A 20,138-nucleotide genomic window follows, 5' to 3' on the forward strand; every position below is an offset into this window, starting at 1 on the left:
TAAATGTAATCAAATAATGTTCCTTAAAAAACTTAAAATACCCATAGATGGTTTTATTTTATCATTACTAGTAGCTATTGTTATGGCTTTTATAGTTCCTAAAGGAGCAAGTGTACTGCATGTAAAAAAAATTACAGAGGTAGGTATAGGATTGATTTTCTTTTTTTATGGGTTAAAACTTTCTTTTACAGAAGTTTTACAAGGAATTAAAAATTACAAACTACACATTTTAATTCAGTGTAGCACTTTTTTAATTTTTCCCATCATAATTTTAGCATCAAAACCTGTTTTAACTACTTGGGTAGGGAATTCTTTTTGGGTGGGTTTGTTTTTTTTAGCGGCTTTGCCTTCTACAGTTTCTTCGTCGGTAGTAATGGTTTCTTTGGCCAAAGGGAATGTGCCTTCTGCTATTTTTAATGCTAGTATTTCTGGAATTATTGGAGTTTTTTGCACTCCATTGTGGATTGGTTTGTACGTAAACCAGTCTAGCGGAATGTCTTTGGCCGATGTGTTTTTAAAATTAATTTTTCAAATTGTATTGCCTTTAACTTTTGGATTGCTGTTAAACTTAAAATGGGGACATATTGCTAAAAGAAATAGTGCTAAAATAGCTTTGTTTGATAAGTCTATGATTGTATTGATTGTTTATAGTAGTTTTTGTACTTCTATACTGGCAAATATGTTTACAGAAATAAGTGGCATAAATTTAATAGCCCTTTTTGCAGTAGTGTTCTGTCTTTTTTGGATGGTTATAGGAATTGTATATTTTGTATCGGTACAATTAAAATTAACATTAGCCGATAGAATTACGGCTACGTTTTGTGGTTCCAAAAAATCTTTGGTGCACGGTTCTGCTATGGTTCATATTATTTTTGGCAATAGTGTAAGTGCAAGTTTGTTTTTGTTGCCTGTAATGATGTATCATATTACACAGTTAATTATTTTGGCTTTTGTAGCCAACAAACTAGGAACTAGAACACAGACTTAATTCTGAAAATAGAATTGAGTCTGTGTTTTTAGAGTTTATAGAATGTCTTTTTTTACCGACTCTAAAATTAAAGATCCGCTTGGGTCTGTAGCCGTTTTTAAGTGTGTAAATTTTTCTGCCCATTCAGAGGTTCTAATTCTTAAAGGAGGATGTTCGTTTTCTGCTACGCTTAAAATAACAGAAGCTACTTCTTTTCCTGTTTGATATGGTGAGTTTTTAGAGTTTTCAGCTCTCTTTTGTACTCCTTCTAAGTATTTGTTAAAAATAGGTGCATATTCTCCTGTAGCAAAATCTCCTTTTTCGTTTACTGTTTTTTGAATAGCATTACTCATAAATTCAGTAGTAATCCCACCAGGTTCTACTATAGAAAAATAAATATTAAAAGGGTCAGATATATATGTTGCCAAAGCTTCTGTAAATCCTTCTACAGCAAATTTAGCAGCACAATACAATTCATTAAAAGGTTGTCCTACCAATCCACCCACCGAACTAATATTAATTATTCGTCCTTGTTTTACTGTTCTCATATAAGGTAAAACGGCCCTAGTGGTGCGTACTACTCCTAAATAATTTACTTCCGTAACCCAGTTAATTTCATCAAAAGTTGCTTGTTCTAAGGTTTTAGAAAAACCAGCTCCAGCATTGTTTATTAAAATATCTATGCGCTTATAATTATCTATTATATATTTTACTGTTCTTTCAATAGTTTCGTTTTTGGTAACATCCAATTCTAGCAACTCAATATCTAGCTTTTCTTCAATAATTACTTTCTTTAAGGTTTCAGCTTTGTTTAAATTTCGCATAGTTGCAAAAACTTTGTAACCTTTTTTAGCAAATAAAATTGTAGATTCTAAACCTACACCTGTTGATGTCCCTGTAATTAATACGTTTTTTTTCATTTTAAAATTTATTTATTTTGGAATGATTATTCCAAATTAGGTTAAAAAAATTATTCTTTAATAGCATCCCAAACTAAATTCAATTGGTTTTTTAGAGATGCTTTTTTGTTGATTTTGGGTGTAGATTGATGCCATCTAACAAATGATAAAATAGAGCCTCCAATAAATTGAAGTAATTCGTCAGTATCTATATTCTTAATAATTCTATTTTGTTTTCCTGATTTTATCAATTTTAAAATGGGTTCAATTGTTTTAATACCAATGTTTCTACTTGTTTCGGTAATTAAAGGAGATGCATATAATTGTTCTATAAAACTAAAATACAAAGGGTGCTCAATAAAAAAAAGTAAAGTGGCTTTGTAATAAGATTCAAATTGAGTTTTAATAGGTGATGTTTCAGAAAAATTAGCAAACAAGGCAGTTTCTTCTTGTTTAATCATTACATAAATATCATTAATTAGTATTTCTTTAGAAGCGTAATAATTATAAATGGTTCCCATTCCAGTACCTGCCTCTTTGGCAATAGCAGACATAGGTGTGGCATGTATTCCATTATTTGCCAACAAATTTAAAGCAGCATTAATAATACTTTCTTGTTTGTTCATAATGCAAATATATAAGTTTTGGAATGTTTGTTCCAATAAAAAAATATTTTTTTGTAAACCTTTAATAAATCTATCGACAGAATCTTAAATTAACTAAACACTTTGACAATGAGAAAACTACAAAGTAACTTTTGGATACTGCTGGTATTTTTAAGTTTCACATCCTGCATTCAAGAAGATTTGGTGAACGATTATGTAGAGCCAGAATTTAGAATTGATACAGAAAACCCCATTCCCCAAAGAATAGGTTTGGACAACACCTATCAATTTTCAGCTTCTTTTTTTAACGATATAGGACAGCAAACCACACAAAACATTGTTTGGTCTAGCTCTAATACAAGTGTGTTGACTATTGATAACCAGGGATTAGCAACAGCAGTAGGTACAGGGCAGTCTGTTATAAAAGCAAGTGTTGAGGATGACAATCCTAAAAATAAATCAAAAACAATAACCAAAACAATAGCTACTATTACCGTAGACCAAATTAAAGAAGGAACAATAGCAATAAACAATCCTAGAACCGTTCCAATGGTTATTGGAAGTACCTATGGTTATAAAGCAGATTATATTGGAGAGGGAACTTTAGAATGGTCTAGTTCAGCCTCTAATATTGTAAGTGTAAATAGTACTACAGGAATTGCAACGGCAAGGGCAGTAGGAAACGCTACCATTACAGTAGCCGTTTTAGATAACGGAAATACATTAACGGATGCAACTGAGATAAGTGTAATTGCTACTCAATCTAAAAAAGCAATGCTATCTGGTTCTTATGGTTTGTCTGGTTCTGTTACTTTTACAAGCAATACTTTAGATTTTTCAGAGGATTTTAGTGTGCGTTCTGCACCAGGAGGGTATTTTTATTTGTCTAACAATCCAAATTCTATTAGCTCGGCACTAAAAGTAGGAGAGCAAGTAAAAGAAAGATCAGGAGCATGGAGTATTTCTCTTAACAACGTAAACATAAACAACTATAATTACATTATTTTTTGGTGCGATCCATTTGATGTGTATTTAGGAGGAGGAACATTCGAATAAAAAAAGAAACAGATGAAACATAGATTAATCATATTAGCCCTTCTTTTAATTACTTTGAATGGAATGGCACAATGGACCAAAGGAAAAGGAAAAGGATATTTTAAATTGGCAACATGGTATTTAGAAGCCGATGAACATTTTACAGACTCAGGAGACAAATCTCCATTAACCACAAGAGGAGTTTTTAATGTTAATTTTTATGGAGAATATGGATTGACAAATAAGCTAGATGTTATAGCGTATATTCCTTTTTATGTAAGAAGTTTTCAAAACAAATCGGTGTCTGCAACCCGAGGAAATACAATAACCGAAGGAGCAGCATTAAATAGTTTTGGAGATACGGATATAGGAATTAGGTATTCTCTTTTGCAAAATCACAAAGTAGCTATATCATCAACCTTAAAGCTAGGAATTCCATTAGGGAAAACAAGTGGAGGAAATGAGAGGGCAGTGTTGCAAAATGGTGATGGAGAGTTTAATCAGCATTTACAAATTGATGTAGGTTTACCTTTTACACTTGGGCAAGCCAGTGCTTATGCAAAAACACATATAGCCTACAACCATAGAACCGAAGGCTTTTCTGATGAAATTTATTATGGTGGAGAACTTGGAGTAAAGTTTTTTAAAAAATTATGGCTTATTGGCCGATTGGCTGTTTTAGAGTCTACAAGAAATGGTTCTTTGGGTGATGCAGGAAATATAAACGGAAGCATTTTTGCGAATAATATTGAGTACACCAGTTTGGGGGTAGAAATGGCTTACTATATAACTTCTAAAATAGGAATCTCAATTAATTATGCTTCTCCAGTTTCTGGAAGAATAACAGTGGCAGCACCGTCATACAGCGGAGGAGTTTTTTTAGAAATGTAGTTTAAAAATAACAACATCTTGCAATATTAGCAAGATGTTGTTATATGAAATATTAGTTCCAATATTCATCAATTACTCTTGTGATTTCAGGATATTTAGAATCATCTTCTTTGGTTTCTTTTCTCAGTTTTTTCAATCTGTTTTTTAAATCTTTAATAATATCTTGATATTCCTCATCTCCATATCTATTGTTCATTTCTTTAGGATCCTTTTTTAGATCATAAAATTCCCAGGCAGGAGGTGTATTAAAATAAGACATAGAAGCAGGGTTGTGTGCCCATTCTTGTGCTTCAGTATTTCGGGTTGTATTGTAGTCTCTTCCATAAAAGAAAATCAATTTGTAGTCTTTGGTTCTAATTCCAAAATGAGCAGGATTGTTGTGTTTGTGAGCCATGTGCATCCAGTACCTGTAGTAAGTTTCTTTTTTCCAATCTTTAGGTTCAATACCTGTTTCTAATATGCTATTAAAACTAGCTCCCTGCATATAAGTTGGAGTAGTACCTCCAGCCATGTTAATTATAGTAGGAGCAAAATCAGTATTGTTAATAATAGCATCTACACGACTACCCGCTTTAATTTTTTTAGGATAACGAACCATAAATGGCATGCGCATAGATTCTTCATACATCCATCTTTTATCAATATAATCATGTTCTCCTAGCATAAATCCTTGATCTCCTGTGTAGATAATAATAGTGTTGTCCATTAATTTTTCTTTTTCTAAATAATCAAACAAGCGTTTTACATTGTCATCTACTCCTTTCACACAACGTAAATATCTTTTTAAATATTCTTGATAAGCCAGTCTTTTGTATTCAGGGTCAGGAATATTAGGATCAATTTCCATGTGCATTCCCATGTTTCTAATTATATTCCTATGTCCTATAGATGAACCAATGGTGTCTAACAAAGAATCGTTAAAACCTCTAGTTCCTACAGAACCATTGTTCTTGTTGTCCCATAAGCTAGCAGGTTCAGGAATGGTTACATCAGCTAAATAATTTTCGTATCTAGGGGCATATTCAAAAAAATCGTGTGGAGCTTTAAAATGATGCATCAGAAAAAAAGGTTTGTTTTTATCTCTTTTATTTTTTAACCAATCTAAAGATAGGTCTGTAATTACATCAGATGAGTGTCCTTTGTATTGGGTCGCATTTACTTCTCTTACCAAATCTTCTTCAAATCTAAATTTGGTTTTGGTTCCTCCTTCTTTAGTGTATAAGGTTGGGTTAAAATAATCTCCTTGTCCTGGCAATACGTTGTAATAATCAAAAGCATCAGGAGCGTGTTTTAAATGCCACTTGCCAATCATTGCGGTTTGGTAACCTAATTTGTTCATTTCTAATGCCAAATATTGTTTTTCTTTTTTTAAGCGACCACTTAAATCAACAACCCCGTTTACTTGCCCATATTGACCTGTTAATATACTAGCTCTAGAGGGAGTACAAATAGAATTGGTACAAAATACATTTTCTAACAATACACCTTCTTTAGCAATTCTGTCAATAGTAGGTGTAGGGTTTAAACTAGCCAATCTACTTCCATAAGCTCCAATTCCTTGTGTGGTATGGTCGTCAGACATAATAAAAATGATGTTAGGTTGTTCAAGGCTATGGTTTTGATGTTTTTTTTTGCAGCTAAATACTGAAAGAAGTATTGTGAAAAGTGTAATTAATTGGAGTTTTCTCATAAAAAATGATTTTTTTATTGGGTATTTAAAATTGTTAGACCTAAAGTAATTAAAAAAACAAATGATACTTTAAAGAATATTGCTCAAGAATAGATTTATGCTTTATGTTAAGTTTTTGTATAGTAACTTTAAGGCATTTGTTTTGTTAAAAAGTAAGAATACGACTTACATATTTGTCAAATCCATCATAATTTTAAATAAACCCCTTGAAGAACGATATACTCGTTTTGATTGGGTACGCACTTGGGATTGGAGTAGTGTTTTAGAGATTTGTGGTAGTATAAAAACATTTGTTTTATCAACCAACAGAACAAGTGCCTTAGTTCATTAAAAGTTGTTTTAGTTTTACGTTTATCAAACACAAAAAAACGTAAAAATGAACAAACGATTTTATGTTCTAAAGATTGCTATCATCTTTTTGATATTAGGATGCACATCATCATCTAACGATGTATTTGTTCCTCCTACGGACACTGAGATTACAACAGAAGAAGAGTTTACGGAAAAAGACGATCCTACAAAACCTACTTTTAACCACAATCAAGATCCAAATCAAAGTAAAAAGAAATGGGTAAAAGTAACTGCATTGTCTGATGAGTTTGAAGGTGAAACGTTAGATGTAGACAAGTGGAATCCTAACCCACAGTATTTATGGGGAAGTTACGAGCAAGATAGAGGATGGTATGGTTCGTCTAGATCTCTTTTTGAACCTGAAAATGCAACCGTTTCCGACGGGATGTTGCGTTTGGAAGGTGAAAAATTTGACAACCCTAAATATTCTCCTCAAGACAAAACAAATCAACCTGCAACAAGAAGATATGGAGGGGCTTATGTGTATGGAAATGTGTTGTCTGAACCAGGCTACTACATGGAGGCAAAAATGAAAGCTAGCAAAACGGCTATGTCTGCTGCTTTTTGGTTGATGTCTGAGCCCAAGCCATGTAAGGAAACACCTAACAACGGAGAACGATCGGAATTGGACATTCAAGAATGCGTAGGTGTATTAACAGGAGAATTAGGTGATGAATGGACAAAAGATGATTGGGCAATAAAATCTAATTGGGATCGAATTTTTCACTACAACACGCATAGACATAGTACGCAAGAGTGTTACAATGGAGAACAACAAACTGTTGGAGGAAAAAGTAATTTTGAAACTAAAAACTCTGAAGAATTTCACATTTATGGAGCTTTTTGGCATGCTGATGGAAATCAAGTAGATTTTTATATAGATGGAAATTTTGAAAAATCAGTAACACCAGCAGTTCAGTTTACAGCTCCTTTACGATTGATTATGTCTAGTAATTTTTACGATTGGATTGAAGAAACTACTGCAGAAGAAATGGGCTTTAACAAACCTTTAGAAGAGCGTTATACAAGGTTTGATTGGGTACGAACTTGGAAATTAGAGTAGCATCGTAAAATTACTTGTTTAAAAAGAAGAGAGTTCATTGCCAATGTGTTCTCTTTTTTGTTGTTAGCATACAGGCAAATAAAATAATTTTCAAGAGGAAAATTCATTTTTGTAAAATATAAAACAACAGTTCATTTCAAAGTGTTATTTTTGTCGCTATGAAATTTAAGATAGAAGCATTAGATCCTAAAAGTAAGGCAAGAGCAGGAGAAATAACTACAGACCATGGAGTTATAGAAACTCCAATTTTTATGCCCGTAGGTACTATGGGAACAGTAAAAGGGGTTCATCAACGTGAGTTAAGAGAAGATATCAATCCTGATATTATATTAGGAAACACCTATCATTTGTATTTAAGACCTAAAACAGAAGTGTTAGAAGCTGCTGGAGGTTTGCATAAATTTATGAATTGGGATCGTCCTATTTTAACAGATTCAGGAGGATATCAAGTGTATTCTTTATCTGGACGTAGAAAAATTAAAGAAGAAGGTGTAAAGTTCAAAAGTCATATAGACGGATCTTATCACTTTTTCTCACCAGAAAATGTCATGGAAATTCAACGTAAAATTGGAGCAGACATTATTATGGCTTTTGATGAGTGTACTCCATATCCTTGTGATTACAACTATGCAAAACGTTCTATGCACATGACTCACCGTTGGTTAAAACGATGTGTCAATCATTTAGAAAAAACACCGTACCATTATGATTATGCACAAACATTTTTTCCAATTGTGCAAGGAAGTACGTATACTGATTTAAGAAAACAATCGGCAGAATTTATAGCTTCTGTAGAGGCAGAAGGAAATGCCATTGGAGGATTGTCTGTAGGAGAACCTGCAGAAGAAATGTATGCAATGACAGATGCAGTTTGTAGCGTGTTGCCAGAAGATAAACCTAGATATTTAATGGGAGTAGGAACTCCAATTAACATTTTAGAAAATATAGCCTTGGGGGTAGATATGTTTGATTGTGTAATGCCTACACGTAATGCACGTAATGGAATGTTATTTACATCACAAGGACATATTAATATTAAAAATAAAAAGTGGGAAAAAGATTTTTCTCCAGTAGACCCTGCAGGAATTACGTGGGTAGATACTGAGTATTCTAAAGCCTATTTACGTCACTTATTTATTTCTAACGAATTTTTAGGCAAGCAAATTGCTACCATACATAATTTAGGATTTTACTTATGGTTGGTTAGAGAGGCTAGAAAACATATTTTAGCAGGAGACTTTAGAGAGTGGAAAGATAAAATGGTAAAACAAATGGACAACAGGCTGTAAATTTGAAAATATTAGATAAATACATACTATTACGTTACTTAAAATCAGTGTTTTTTACACTGTTTATTTTAATACCCATTGCGGTAGTAATAGACGTTTCTGAAAAAGTAGATAAATTCTTACGTCATGACGATTTAACGTTTCTAGAAATTATCAGAGATTATTATTTAAATTTTATTGTTTATTACGGAAATACATTTTTGCCTTTAGCAACCTTTATTGCTTGTATTATGTTTACTTCTAAATTGGCTAACAATACAGAAGTAATAGCCATTAGTAGTGCCAATATTTCTTTTACACGTTTTTTACGACCTTATTTTATTGGAGCGACTATTTTAGCAAGCATTGCCTTGGCTATGAATCATTTTGTGGTTCCAAAAGGAAATGAAATTAGGCACAAGTTTGAGAGAAGTTATATTAATAAAAATGTAGGAGGAAGAGGAAATGTAAAAAACTTTAACCTCCAATTAAATGATAGTGCCAAAGTATTTATTAAAAGTTTTAATATTTCAGGAAACAGAGGTTTTAACTTTTCTTATTCAGAGTTTGATGGAACAAAAATAAAGTACAAATTAGTCTCAAACAATATTGTTTGGGATACCGAAAAATTAATTTTCAAATTACCAGATTATACAGAAAGATTTGTATTTGCGAATAGAGATTCTTTAGCATCAGGTAAAGACAAAGAAATGAATTTAGATTTTACACCAGAAGATTTAAAAACATCAGGATCAAAATCTATGAATTTAACTTCAGATGAGCTGATTGATTTTATTCAAAAATCTGAAAAAAGAGGAGTTAAAAATTTAAATTCATACTATGTAGAATTGTACCAAAGAACAAGTTTACCTGTGTCTGCATACGTACTAACCTTAATAGCTGTGTCTTTAGCCTCTAGAAAAAAAAGAGGAGGAGTTGGAATTAATCTTGCTATTGGAGTTGGGCTAATGTTTATTTACGTGTTCTTTATGAAAGTAGCTAAAGTATTAGGTTCTGCCCCAAATTCTAACGCACTTTTTATGGCTTGGTTGCCTAATTTTATATTTGGAATAATAGCAGTATACCTATACATTAAAGAAAAAAAACAAGGATAAAAACCTAAAAAACATTGAAATAAAATGTCATTAATCAAATCAATTTCAGGAATTAGAGGAACTATTGGAGGTCAAGTAGGAGATAATTTAACTCCCTTAGATGCTGTTAAATTTGCAGCTGCATATGGAACTTGGCTAAAAGATAGAAATAAATCGGCTACAGAAATTAATGTAGTTGTAGGTAGAGATGCACGTATTTCTGGTGCTATGATTAGTAGTTTGGTAACCAACACACTTATTGGTTTAGGTATTAATGTTATCGATTTAGGTTTGTCTACTACACCAACTGTTGAGGTAGCTGTACCTTTAGAAAAAGCACAGGGAGGTATTATTTTAACAGCATCGCACAATCCAAAACAATGGAATGCCTTAAAGTTGTTAAACGAAAAAGGAGAGTTTTTAAATGGAGAGGATGGAAAAGAAATTCTTGAATTTGCAGAAAAAGATGCATATCTATTTGCTGAGGTAGATGATTTGGGTACTTATAAAGAAGATCACTCTTATGTAGAAAAACACGTTCAAGAAGTGTTAAATTTAAAACTAGTAGATGTAGATGCTATTCAAAAAGCTGGATTTAAAGTAGTTCTAGATGCGGTAAATTCTACAGGAGGAATTTTTATTCCTGCTTTGTTAGAAAAATTAGGTGTAGAATGTGTAAAACTGTATTGTGAACCTAATGGACAATTTCCTCACAATCCAGAGCCTTTAAAAGAACATTTAGGAGATATTTCTAAATTGGTGGTAAAAGAAAAGGCAGATTTTGGAATTGTAGTAGATCCAGATGTAGATAGATTGGCTTTAATTAGTGAAGATGGTTCTATGTTTGGAGAAGAATATACGTTGGTTGCTTGTGCAGATTATGTACTTGGAAAATTAGGAGGTGGTAACACGGTTTCTAATTTATCTTCATCTAGAGCCTTAAGAGATGTTACGCAAAAACATGGCGGAACCTATACAGCAAGCGCTGTAGGAGAAGTAAATGTTGTAACTGCCATGAAAGAAACCAATACGGTAATTGGAGGTGAAGGAAATGGAGGGATTATTTATCCAGAATCTCATTACGGACGTGATTCTTTAGTAGGAGTTGCTCTGTTTTTATCTCATTTAGCTACCTGCGGAAAGTCTTGTAAAGAGTTAAGAGATAGCTATCCTGCTTATTTTATGAGTAAAAATAAAATTCAGTTAACACCAGAATTAGATGTAGATGGAATTTTGGTTGCTATGGCAGAAAAATATAAAAACGAAGAAGTAAATACAATTGATGGTGTTAAAGTAGATTTTGCTGAGGAGTGGTTACACTTAAGAAAATCTAACACAGAACCTATCATAAGAATTTATACAGAAAGTGGAACGCAACAATCTGCCGATGCATTGGCTCAAAGAGCAATTGATGAAATTAAAGAAATTGCAGGTTTGTAAGAATTTGTAGGTCATCGAGCGGAGTCGAGATGAGTTAAAAGAGAAGTTCATTGAGAACTAAAATCTGAATAAAAGTCCGAGAAATTCTCTCGGACTTTTCTTTTATAAAAAAGGGAGCAATAAAAAGAGAGTCTCTTTTATCTAATTTCTCAAATCTGATATCTAAATTATAATAGTACCTTTGTAATCAAATAAAAAAATAAAATTTTGAGAAATTTTAAAGAAATAGGAGTTGCTAGTCACTTTATACAATCAATGAAAGAAATGGGAGTAAAAACTCCTACAGAAATACAAGAACGTTCTATTCCAAAATTATTGGAAGGGCAAATAGATTATATAGGTAAAGCACAAACAGGAACAGGAAAAACCATCGCATTCGGATTGCCTTTGTTGCAAAAAATCAATCCAAATAAGAATGAAATTCAAGCCTTGGTTTTAGCTCCTACAAGAGAATTGGCTCAGCAAATAAAAAAGCAGTTGTTTAAACTGACTAAATATGCTCCTGAAAAAATATTTTGTGAAGCAGTATATGGAGGTGAAAAAATAGATGTACAAATAGCAAATTTAGAAAGAACCACACACGTTGTTGTTGCTACACCTGGCCGATTGTGTGATTTGTTAGATAGATCTGCTATAGATATTAGCAATATTAAAATGTTGGTGTTAGATGAAGCAGATGAAATGCTAAGCATGGGATTTTTACCTGATTTGAATAGAATTTTAAAATTTTCTACAGGAACTAAGAACACTTGGCTGTTTTCTGCAACATTTCCCAATGCTTTAGGTAGTTTGGTAAAAACGTATATGAACAATCCTGTTCGTGTAGAAGTAGAAGCAAATCAGTTGATCAATGAAAACATAGCTCATAAATTTATAAGCACAACCTTAGCTCAAAAATTAGATGTTTTGATAAACTTTGTAGAAAGCAGAGGTATGGAAAAAGGAATTGTGTTTTGTAAAACAAAATTAGGAGCTCAAAAACTAAAAGAGGAATTAGAAACAGAAGGTTTTTCTATTGCTGTTTTAGAAGGAGACATGGGACAACGTGATCGAGAAAAATCGTTGCGTTCGTTTAAAAATGGAGCTAGTCAATTACTAGTTTGTACAGATGTGGCTGCTAGAGGAATAGATATTCCAAATGTAAATTTTGTCATACACTATCAACTACCAGAAAAAACAGAATATTTTGTGCACCGTAGTGGTAGAACTGCACGTGGAGGAAATAAAGGATTGTCTTTAGCTATTGTTTTATCAAACGAAGTTGAACAATTACACGCGTTACAAAAAGAATTTAAAATTCATTTTGGAAAATATACTATATAATCACTTTACATAAAACATATCACTTATAGAATTGTTTTAGCGTATTCCTAATTAAAAGCGCAATAGGGTTAGTTTTGTATAGAAAAACAACTCATTATGATGAAATATGTTAAGCAAACTTTGTTTTTAGGTGCTTTTTTACTGCTAGCTTGTTCTAAAGATTCTGATTCAGTAGGATTTATTCCACCAGTTAAGCAAGAAGAACCAAAAGAAGAGGAGTCTAAAACAGAATTAGGAAACGATGCTACAGTTCCAAGTTTTATGTCTGGAGAAGATCCTAATACAAGTAATTTAAATTGGTCCAAAGTAGATTTGCTATCTGATGAGTTTGATGGAAATTCTTTAGATGAGGTTAAATGGGGAAAGTTAGGTACAGGTTGGAATGGTAGAACCCCAGGAATATTTAAAGAAGATGCTATTAGCGTATCTGATGGAGATATGAAGATTACCAACTACAAACTAGACGAGCCAGAAGGAGATTACACACATGCAGGAAGTTTGGTTAGATCTAAAACTACAGCCAAACCAGGAATGTATTTAGAGTGTAGAATGAAAGCAAGTAAAACCTTTATGTCCTCAACTTTTTGGTTGATTAATAATAGAGGAGAAGGAGCAGGGTGTGATAAAAGAACAACAGAATTAGATATTCAAGAAACAGTAGGTAGAATATCTGAAACAGCTCCTGCTTGGGCACAAAAACATGATGCCGGTATGTTTTCTAACACACATAGTAGAAATAAAACGTGTGATGAAACGAAAGAAGGTAGTGTAGGTTCTAACGTAAACACAACATTTAAATGTTGGGAAGATTATCATATTTATGCTTGTTGGTGGAAAAGTCCAACAGAAGTTTTATTTTTTTTAGATGGAAAATTTTTGAAAAAAGTAACTCCTGCAGAAAATTTTGATTTGCCAATGTATTTAAGAATGGTAACAGAAACGTATGATTGGAACCCAGTGCCTTCTGACGGAGGACTAAAGGGAACTAAAGAAGAAAGAACAACTTATTACGATTGGGTAAGAACTTGGGAGTTGATAGAATAAAGAATTAGTTTACAAATGACCTATAAACAGAAAAAACCTTGGCCTACAGACAAAGCTATGATTCAGGTATATGAAATGCATTTGTGGGGAGGAAGTGAACATGATTTTTACTCAGGAGAAGGCTCTCATAAGCCAGAAATAGTAAATCCTTATATAAAAGCTGTTCAGCGTTTTCTAAGCTCTTTTGCGACTCCATTGTTGGTTTGTGATTTAGGTTGCGGCGATTTTAATATAGGAAAACAAATAGCTCCATATACATCTTCTTACATAGCTGTAGATATTGTTCCTCAATTGATTGATAGAAACAGACAAAAATTCACAAGTCAAAACGTAAGTTTTCATTGTTTAGATATTGCTAAAGATTTGTTACCAAAGGCAGATTGTGTTGTGCTAAGACAAGTATTACAACATTTGTCTAATGAAGAAATAAAATTAATTGTAAAAAAATTAAATGTCTACAAGTATATAGTTCTTACAGAACATCATCCCATAGGTAATTTTGAACCTAATAAAGATATTATTTCGGGACAAGGTATTAGAATAAAAAAGAAAAGTGGGGTCTGTTTGTTAGAACCGCCGTTTAATTTTAAAATAAAAAAAGAAACCTTATTGCATCAGGTTAAATTACCAAACAATCAAGGAATTATAAAAACATTTTTATATTGTGTAAACTAATAAATATCTTAGGTTTTGTATAGTTAAGGTGTGTTTATACATAAAAAAAGCTGCTTGATTTTTCAAGCAGCTTTTTTGAATAATATGTATGTTGTACTTATTCAAAACATTTTTCTATTACATCTTTCATTACAGAATAAGAGGTAGAAGCTCCAGGAGAAGCACCAAGTAAAGCTGCAATGCTTTTGTCTTTAGAAACAATAATTTCTGTTCCAAACTCTAGTTTTCCACTACGTTTTTTGTGTTTTTTAATAATTTGCACACGCTGACCGGCTACTACAACCTTCCAATCTTCATCTTTAGCTTCAGGATAAAATTCTCGAAGCATTTCCATTCTATCTTCAAATTTTAAACTTACTTGTTTTACAAGATATCCTACTAAAGGAAGGTTGTTATATCCTGCTCCAAGCAAACTCATAATATTGTCAAATTCTACAGATTTAGGTAAATCAAAGAAAGAACCGTGCTTTAAAAACTTGGTTGTAAAACCAGCATAAGGTCCAAATAACAATTCTTTTCTACCATTAATTACCCTAGTATCCATGTGAGGTACAGACATTGGTGGAGCCCCTTTTTTAGCTTTTCCATATACCTTGGCTGCATGTCTTTCTATAATATCTGGGTTGGTACAACGTAACCACAATCCGCTAATAGGAAACCCTCCGTAACCTCTAGCTTCTTCTATTCCAGATTTTTCTAGTAACGATAAAGCACCACCACCAGCACCAATAAATAAATAGTTGGTTACTATTTTCCAATGTTTACCTACGTTTTGTCCTTTTACAGAAAGTAACCAACGGTTGTTTTTGGTTTTTTCAATATCAATAACATTGCTGTGGTTGATAAGCTCTACATTGGCTTGTTTAGATAAAAAGCGGAAAATTTGTTCAGCTATTTCACCAAAGTTAACATCGTATCCGTTTTTCATATAGGTAGCTGCCACACTAGACCTTTTGTTTCTTCCTTCCATCATCAAAGGAACCCATTCTTTAATTTGGTCTTTGTCTTTGGAAAAAACCATGTCTTTAAAAAACGTTGTTTCTTTTAAAACATTCCATCGTCTTTCTAAAAAATCAACATCTCTTTTACCTTGTACAAAACTAATATGTGGTACTTCAGAAATACATTTGTTTAGGTTTTGAATGTAACCTTTTTCTTTACAATCTTTCCAAAACTCTAAAGTTTCATAAAATTGTGTTGCTGTTTTAATGGCTTTTGTAGGGTCTACAACACCACCTTTTTCAGGAGTGTAATTCAACTCACAGTTTCCGGCATGACCCGTTCCAGCATTGTTCCATGCTTCAGAACTTTCTTCGGCCATTTTAGGAAGCTTTTCTATAATGGTAATTTTTTTACCAGGGAATTTTTCGAAAAGTAAAATTGCCAAGGTGGCACTCATAATTCCTCCTCCAATCAATACAAAATCAGCATGTTTAATGTGTTGATGTTTTGACGAGTGTTTTTTAGAAATTGATTTTTTGGGCATTTTTTAGAACCTTTGTTTTTTAGAGACTACAAAGATATAGGTTTCTTGTCATTAAAATAAGACTTAGCTATGCTAAGATTAGTTTGTTTTTAATAGAAATTAAAAATTTAACGAAAACGTTATAAATGCTAAATTATTAACAGTTTTTTAGTTTTTGAATGACTAGTTGCCCATATTCAGGATCTGCTTTTTGAAATTGAGCAATCATTCTTTGCTGAATAGTAGTGTTGGCATGTTGTAGCCCTTCAACAATATTGCTAGTTAATGCATCTTTCTGATCGTTTGTCATAATTCTGAATAAATTACCTGCTTGCGTGTAATTATCATCCTCTCTAGTATCAAATCTGTCAATAGTTTCAGCATTAATTCTTAAAGGTGGTTCGGTAACACTTTTATCTTGCTGGGGAGCATTTTCTCTATCATTTGGATAAAAGTTGACACTCGTTTCAGTTTTATTAGTATGACCAAAAGGACATCCTCCTGTAGCCATAGCACCATCTTGTTGGTAATGATGAACTGGACATTTTGGGCTGTTTACGGGAATTTGATTGTGGTTAGCACCCACTCTGTATCTATGTGCATCTCCATATGCAAATAATCTAGCTTGTAGCATTTTGTCTGGAGAAGCTCCCAAACCAGGAACCAAATTAGCAGGGCTAAACGTAGCTTGTTCTGTTTCTGCAAAGTAATTATCTACATTTTTATTTAATTCCAATTGCCCTATTTCTATTAAAGGATAATCTGAATGTGGCCAAACTTTTGTTAAATCAAACGGATTGATATCATAAGTTTCTGCATCTTTTTCTGGCATAATTTGAATTTTAACAGTCCAACTAGGAAAATCTCCTTTTTCTATGGCAGTAACCAAATCGTTTTGCATTCCATGTGCATCTTTTAAGGCAGCCTCTTTATTGGTTAAGTTTTTAATTCCTTGATTGGTTTTAAAATGCCATTTTACCCAAAAACGTTCTCCGTTGTTGTTCCAAAAGCTTAAGGTGTGTGATGCATAACCATTCATGTTTCTTAAAGAGGCCGGAATTCCTCTTTCTGACATTAAAATAGTTACTTGGTGTAAAGATTGTGGATTGTTTGCCCAAAATTCAAAATGATTTGATGGATTGGGAACATTTGTTTTAGGATCTTTTTTTTGTGAATGTATAAAGTCAGGAAATTTAGAAGGCTCTCTTAAGAAAAACACTGGTGTGTTGTTTCCTACCATGTCCCAGTTTCCTTGCTCTGTGTAAAATTTTACAGAAAATCCTCTTACATCTCTTACATAATCGCTAGAATCTTGACCTCCTGCTACTGTAGAAAATCGGGCAAATACTTTGGTTTCTTTGCCTACATTTTGTAAAAAATTAGCAAGGGTATATTGGCTTAAATCTTTGGTAAGTTTAAAGGTACCATAAGCACCATATCCTCTTGCATGTACAACTCTTTCCGGAATTCTCTCTCTGTTAAAGTGAGCTAATTTTTCCATTAGTTGCCAGTTGTCAAAGGTTAAAGATCCGTTTTTACCTGCCGAAATACTGTTGTGGTCATCTGATATAGGTGCACCATTTTGAGAAGTCAATTTTTTCATTATGATTTGTGATTTTGTTATAAAAACAAAACTACATAGTAAATAATGATTGAAATATTTATTTCTATTGATTTTTGTAATAGCTGTATGTTGTAAAACTATTTAATAAATCATTTTTGGTGTGTAAAACAAATCTTTTAGGGTTAAATCGTTGTTTCTGTTAAGTCGTCCTAATATTTTAAAAAAAGCAATAGCAGTAATGTAGGCATCACCATAAGCAGTGTGTCTATCTTTCTTTTTAACTTTTAATTCTTCGCAAATTTCATCAAGACTAAATACTTTGTTGTACACATCGGCATATACTTGATGTTTTGTTTTTTTAAATAAAATATTGGTGTCTAGTGTTTTGTTTTTTAGTTTGGGAAGCCCCATTCTTTTTAAAGCATAGTTTACACAGTTTACATCAAAGTTAATGTGATGTCCAACAATTATAGCTCCTTCTACATATTTTAAAAATGCTTGTATGGCTTCTTCTTCATTACATTTGTGATAATGCCCTTTTTTTAACAAGCCGTGTATAGCTACACTTTCTCTTTTAAACACTTCTTGTTCTAAATATTTTTCAAATGTATTTTTAACGTGAATTGTATTGTTTTCTATTGTGACTGCTCCCATAGATAATATTCTATCGTTTTTTGGGTCTAGTCCAGAAGTTTCACAATCAAAAACCACAAATTTAGATTCTTTGATAGATTTATTGTTAAGGTTTTTTAAGGATTCTACATACTCTTTCCAATAATCTGGATGGTGCTTTTTTTTGAAATAATAATTTATGTTTTTAACAATAAATTGAATCATAGATAATTAGATTTAGATGTTTGCTTGGTAACGAACGCTAATAATTTCTTGAATACTTTTAATAGGTTTAAAACAACGTCTTAGTTTTACTTTGTCTGATTTTGATAGCGTTTCTAGTTTTATAAATTTACCATCATCTTCTCCTAAAGTAGTTAGTCCGTTTTTTGTTTTAAATTTTAGCAAGGCTTTAAAAGCATAGGCACAAGCTTCGTACACTTCTGCGTTTTGAGGTTCTAATTCTCTTAGTTTGTAGTATCTTTCTGCTGTGTTGTTAATTCCTTTTAAATTGTGTTGTAGTGTTAAAATTCTAGCAGCATCAATAAGAGGCATTATGGCACGTTGCTTAATGTTAAAATGGTCTTTATGGGCTCCGTCTTGATCTACTAAAAATTGTCTAAAAAATCCTAAAGGACTTGGGCTTTTTAATGCATCTTGAGCTAAGAACATAAAAAAGCGTTTATTGTCTTTGGTATGTTTATAAACAGATGCAGACAATTCATCAACTAATTTTTTTGTTCCGTACACAAAGTTAAAATCAAAAAATATTGCGGTTAACAAAATGTTTTTTTCTGTAGGGTTGTAAATCCAATCTTCAAATTGTTTTTTCCATTCTTTTTTGCTCAAACACCATTTAGGGTTGCTAGCCATCATTTCTGCCGGACAGTATTCATAGCCAATAGAGTGTAGGTTTTTAGTAATTAGAGTGGCAAGCTCTATAAAAAAACTTCTGGCAGCTTCTGTTTGGTCTTCTGAAACATCATCAAATATAATTCCGTTGTCTTGATCGGTTGGAATAAGCTGCTCTTTACGGGCTTGACTACCAAGTGCAAAAAAAGCAAATTTACAAGGAGGAGTTTTATTTAATTCTTTTACAGATAGTTCTACCACTTTTTGATTGATAGACTCGTTAAGTTCTGCAACAACAGTTAGTGTGTGGGTAAAGGAAATATGTTGATCTATGTATCTTTTTAATAAATCGTTTAATTGTTGTCTTAAATCTCTTAATCTAGAAACGGTTCTGGCTCTGCTAATTTGTTTCATTAACACAGCAGGGTTGTTACTTAACGATGCTACAATGTCTTGTTGTGTAACCATTCCCAGCATTTTGCTGTTTTTGGTACCATCTTCTGTAATACAAATGTTTTCTACTTTTTTTTGAAGCATAATAATTTGTGCTTCGGCTATAGAAATGTCTGAAGAAGCTGTTACAACAGGGCTTCCCATTATTTCTTTCACACTTTCATCAATAGAATATTTACCTGTGGCTACGGTGTGCAATAATATTTTGTTGGTAATAACTCCTGTTGGTTTGTTTTTCTTTAAAATAAAAATAGAGCTAATTTTGTTTTCGCTCATAATTAAAGCAGCTTCTCTAACGGTGTGTTTGTGTGTACAACTAATAGCCGTTGTCATTAAATTACCTATTTTAGAACTAAAGTAATCTGTTTGTCTTGTACGTTTATAGTCGGCAAAAATTCGTTCGTTTTCTTCTTGAGAAAAACGGGTGGTAGAGTTACTTGCAAAACGTGTAATTAGGTATTTGCTAATTTCGGCATTGTTTACAAATTGCTCGTTAAATATTTGAATTGGAATGGCATAAACAATAGATTCTTCATAGGCTTTGGCGTTTAGAATGTAGTTTTCGTTAACAATTAAAGGTCTTAAACCAAGAACATCACCTTCATCACACATTTCAACTTCTATTGTTTTTTCTCCGTCTTGTCTATATATACGTATAGCTCCTTGGTTTACAATATAAAAATGGTCTTTGGCGGGTTTTCCTTGCGAATACAATGTTTCGTCTTTGTCTAAGTACAAAACATTTGTTTCTACAGCAAGTTTGTATAAATCGTTATAAGATAAATTATCAAAAGGAGGATAATTTTTAATAAAATCTGTAATTCTTTCTGCAATGCTATTTTTCATT

At 32.4% G+C, this 20,138-nt stretch carries 17 protein-coding genes; 10 read left to right on the forward strand and 7 right to left on the reverse strand.

Features of this window, described 5'->3' with window-relative positions; genetic code table 11:
* Nucleotides 1–16: 16 nt before the first annotated feature.
* Nucleotides 17–988: a bile acid:sodium symporter family protein gene (locus ACY2IJ_RS12920; protein ID WP_476724744.1), complete on the forward strand. Its 972-nt coding sequence runs from the start codon at nt 17–19 to the stop codon at nt 986–988.
* A 35-nt stretch (nt 989–1,023) separates the two neighbouring features.
* Here the strand turns inward: ACY2IJ_RS12920 and ACY2IJ_RS12925 are convergent, their stop codons facing one another.
* Together ACY2IJ_RS12925 and ACY2IJ_RS12930 are read right to left on the reverse strand one after the other, a co-directional pair.
* Nucleotides 1,024–1,887 carry an SDR family oxidoreductase gene (locus ACY2IJ_RS12925; RefSeq protein ID WP_476724745.1) on the reverse strand — a complete coding sequence of 288 codons (864 nt, stop codon included), beginning with the start codon at nt 1,885–1,887 and terminating at the stop codon, nt 1,024–1,026.
* Between the two features lie 50 nt (nt 1,888–1,937).
* On the reverse strand, nt 1,938–2,492 hold the full coding sequence (locus ACY2IJ_RS12930) for a TetR/AcrR family transcriptional regulator (RefSeq protein ID WP_476724746.1): 555 nt from the start codon (nt 2,490–2,492) through the stop codon (nt 1,938–1,940).
* Between the two features lie 108 nt (nt 2,493–2,600).
* Here ACY2IJ_RS12930 and ACY2IJ_RS12935 point away from each other — a divergent pair, with 108 nt between their 5' ends.
* Nucleotides 2,601–3,527, forward strand: coding sequence for a DM13 domain-containing protein (locus ACY2IJ_RS12935; RefSeq protein ID WP_476724747.1), 927 nt, complete (start codon nt 2,601–2,603; stop codon nt 3,525–3,527).
* Between the two features lie 12 nt (nt 3,528–3,539).
* Nucleotides 3,540–4,397, forward strand: coding sequence for a hypothetical protein (locus ACY2IJ_RS12940; RefSeq protein WP_476724748.1), 858 nt, complete (start codon nt 3,540–3,542; stop codon nt 4,395–4,397).
* A gap of 52 nt (nt 4,398–4,449) precedes the next feature.
* On the opposite strand, the gene ACY2IJ_RS12945 is transcribed toward ACY2IJ_RS12940, so the two are convergent.
* The gene (locus ACY2IJ_RS12945) at nt 4,450–5,979 is read right to left on the reverse strand and encodes a sulfatase family protein (RefSeq protein ID WP_476724749.1); all 1,530 of its coding nucleotides are present in this window, start codon (nt 5,977–5,979) and stop codon (nt 4,450–4,452) included.
* A gap of 484 nt (nt 5,980–6,463) precedes the next feature.
* Between ACY2IJ_RS12945 and ACY2IJ_RS12950 the strand changes: the two genes are divergently transcribed.
* From ACY2IJ_RS12950 to ACY2IJ_RS12980, 7 genes are all read left to right on the forward strand, one after another.
* Nucleotides 6,464–7,501, forward strand: a complete 1,038-nt coding sequence (locus tag ACY2IJ_RS12950) for a LamG domain-containing protein (RefSeq protein ID WP_476724750.1) — start codon at nt 6,464–6,466, stop codon at nt 7,499–7,501.
* 158 nt (nt 7,502–7,659) lie between these two features.
* Nucleotides 7,660–8,790, forward strand: a complete 1,131-nt coding sequence (tgt, locus tag ACY2IJ_RS12955) for a tRNA guanosine(34) transglycosylase Tgt (protein WP_476724751.1) — start codon at nt 7,660–7,662, stop codon at nt 8,788–8,790.
* Between the two features lie 2 nt (nt 8,791–8,792).
* A complete protein-coding gene (locus ACY2IJ_RS12960; protein WP_476724752.1) occupies nt 8,793–9,884 on the forward strand; it encodes an LptF/LptG family permease in 1,092 nt (363 codons plus the stop codon).
* A 24-nt stretch (nt 9,885–9,908) separates the two neighbouring features.
* Nucleotides 9,909–11,303: a phosphoglucosamine mutase gene (gene glmM / locus ACY2IJ_RS12965; RefSeq protein ID WP_476724753.1), complete on the forward strand. Its 1,395-nt coding sequence runs from the start codon at nt 9,909–9,911 to the stop codon at nt 11,301–11,303.
* 207 nt (nt 11,304–11,510) lie between these two features.
* Nucleotides 11,511–12,626 carry a DEAD/DEAH box helicase gene (locus ACY2IJ_RS12970; RefSeq protein WP_476724754.1) on the forward strand — a complete coding sequence of 372 codons (1,116 nt, stop codon included), beginning with the start codon at nt 11,511–11,513 and terminating at the stop codon, nt 12,624–12,626.
* 96 nt (nt 12,627–12,722) lie between these two features.
* Nucleotides 12,723–13,670: a family 16 glycosylhydrolase gene (locus ACY2IJ_RS12975; RefSeq protein ID WP_476724755.1), complete on the forward strand. Its 948-nt coding sequence runs from the start codon at nt 12,723–12,725 to the stop codon at nt 13,668–13,670.
* Nucleotides 13,671–13,685: 15 nt separating this feature from the next.
* The gene (locus ACY2IJ_RS12980; RefSeq protein ID WP_476724756.1) at nt 13,686–14,345 is read left to right on the forward strand and encodes a class I SAM-dependent methyltransferase; all 660 of its coding nucleotides are present in this window, start codon (nt 13,686–13,688) and stop codon (nt 14,343–14,345) included.
* Nucleotides 14,346–14,442: 97 nt separating this feature from the next.
* Here the strand turns inward: ACY2IJ_RS12980 and mqo are convergent, their stop codons facing one another.
* The 4 genes from mqo to ACY2IJ_RS13000 form a co-directional block, all read right to left on the reverse strand.
* On the reverse strand, nt 14,443–15,831 hold the full coding sequence (gene mqo, locus ACY2IJ_RS12985) for a malate dehydrogenase (quinone) (protein ID WP_476724757.1): 1,389 nt from the start codon (nt 15,829–15,831) through the stop codon (nt 14,443–14,445).
* Between the two features lie 136 nt (nt 15,832–15,967).
* A complete protein-coding gene (locus ACY2IJ_RS12990; protein ID WP_476724758.1) occupies nt 15,968–17,413 on the reverse strand; it encodes a catalase in 1,446 nt (481 codons plus the stop codon).
* Between the two features lie 102 nt (nt 17,414–17,515).
* A complete protein-coding gene (locus tag ACY2IJ_RS12995) occupies nt 17,516–18,211 on the reverse strand; it encodes a 3'-5' exonuclease (RefSeq protein ID WP_476724759.1) in 696 nt (231 codons plus the stop codon).
* A gap of 12 nt (nt 18,212–18,223) precedes the next feature.
* Nucleotides 18,224–20,137, reverse strand: a complete 1,914-nt coding sequence (locus tag ACY2IJ_RS13000) for a DUF294 nucleotidyltransferase-like domain-containing protein (RefSeq protein ID WP_476724760.1) — start codon at nt 20,135–20,137, stop codon at nt 18,224–18,226.
* Nucleotide 20,138: the final 1 nt, after the last annotated feature.

The organism is Wenyingzhuangia gracilariae (assembly GCF_056387575.1).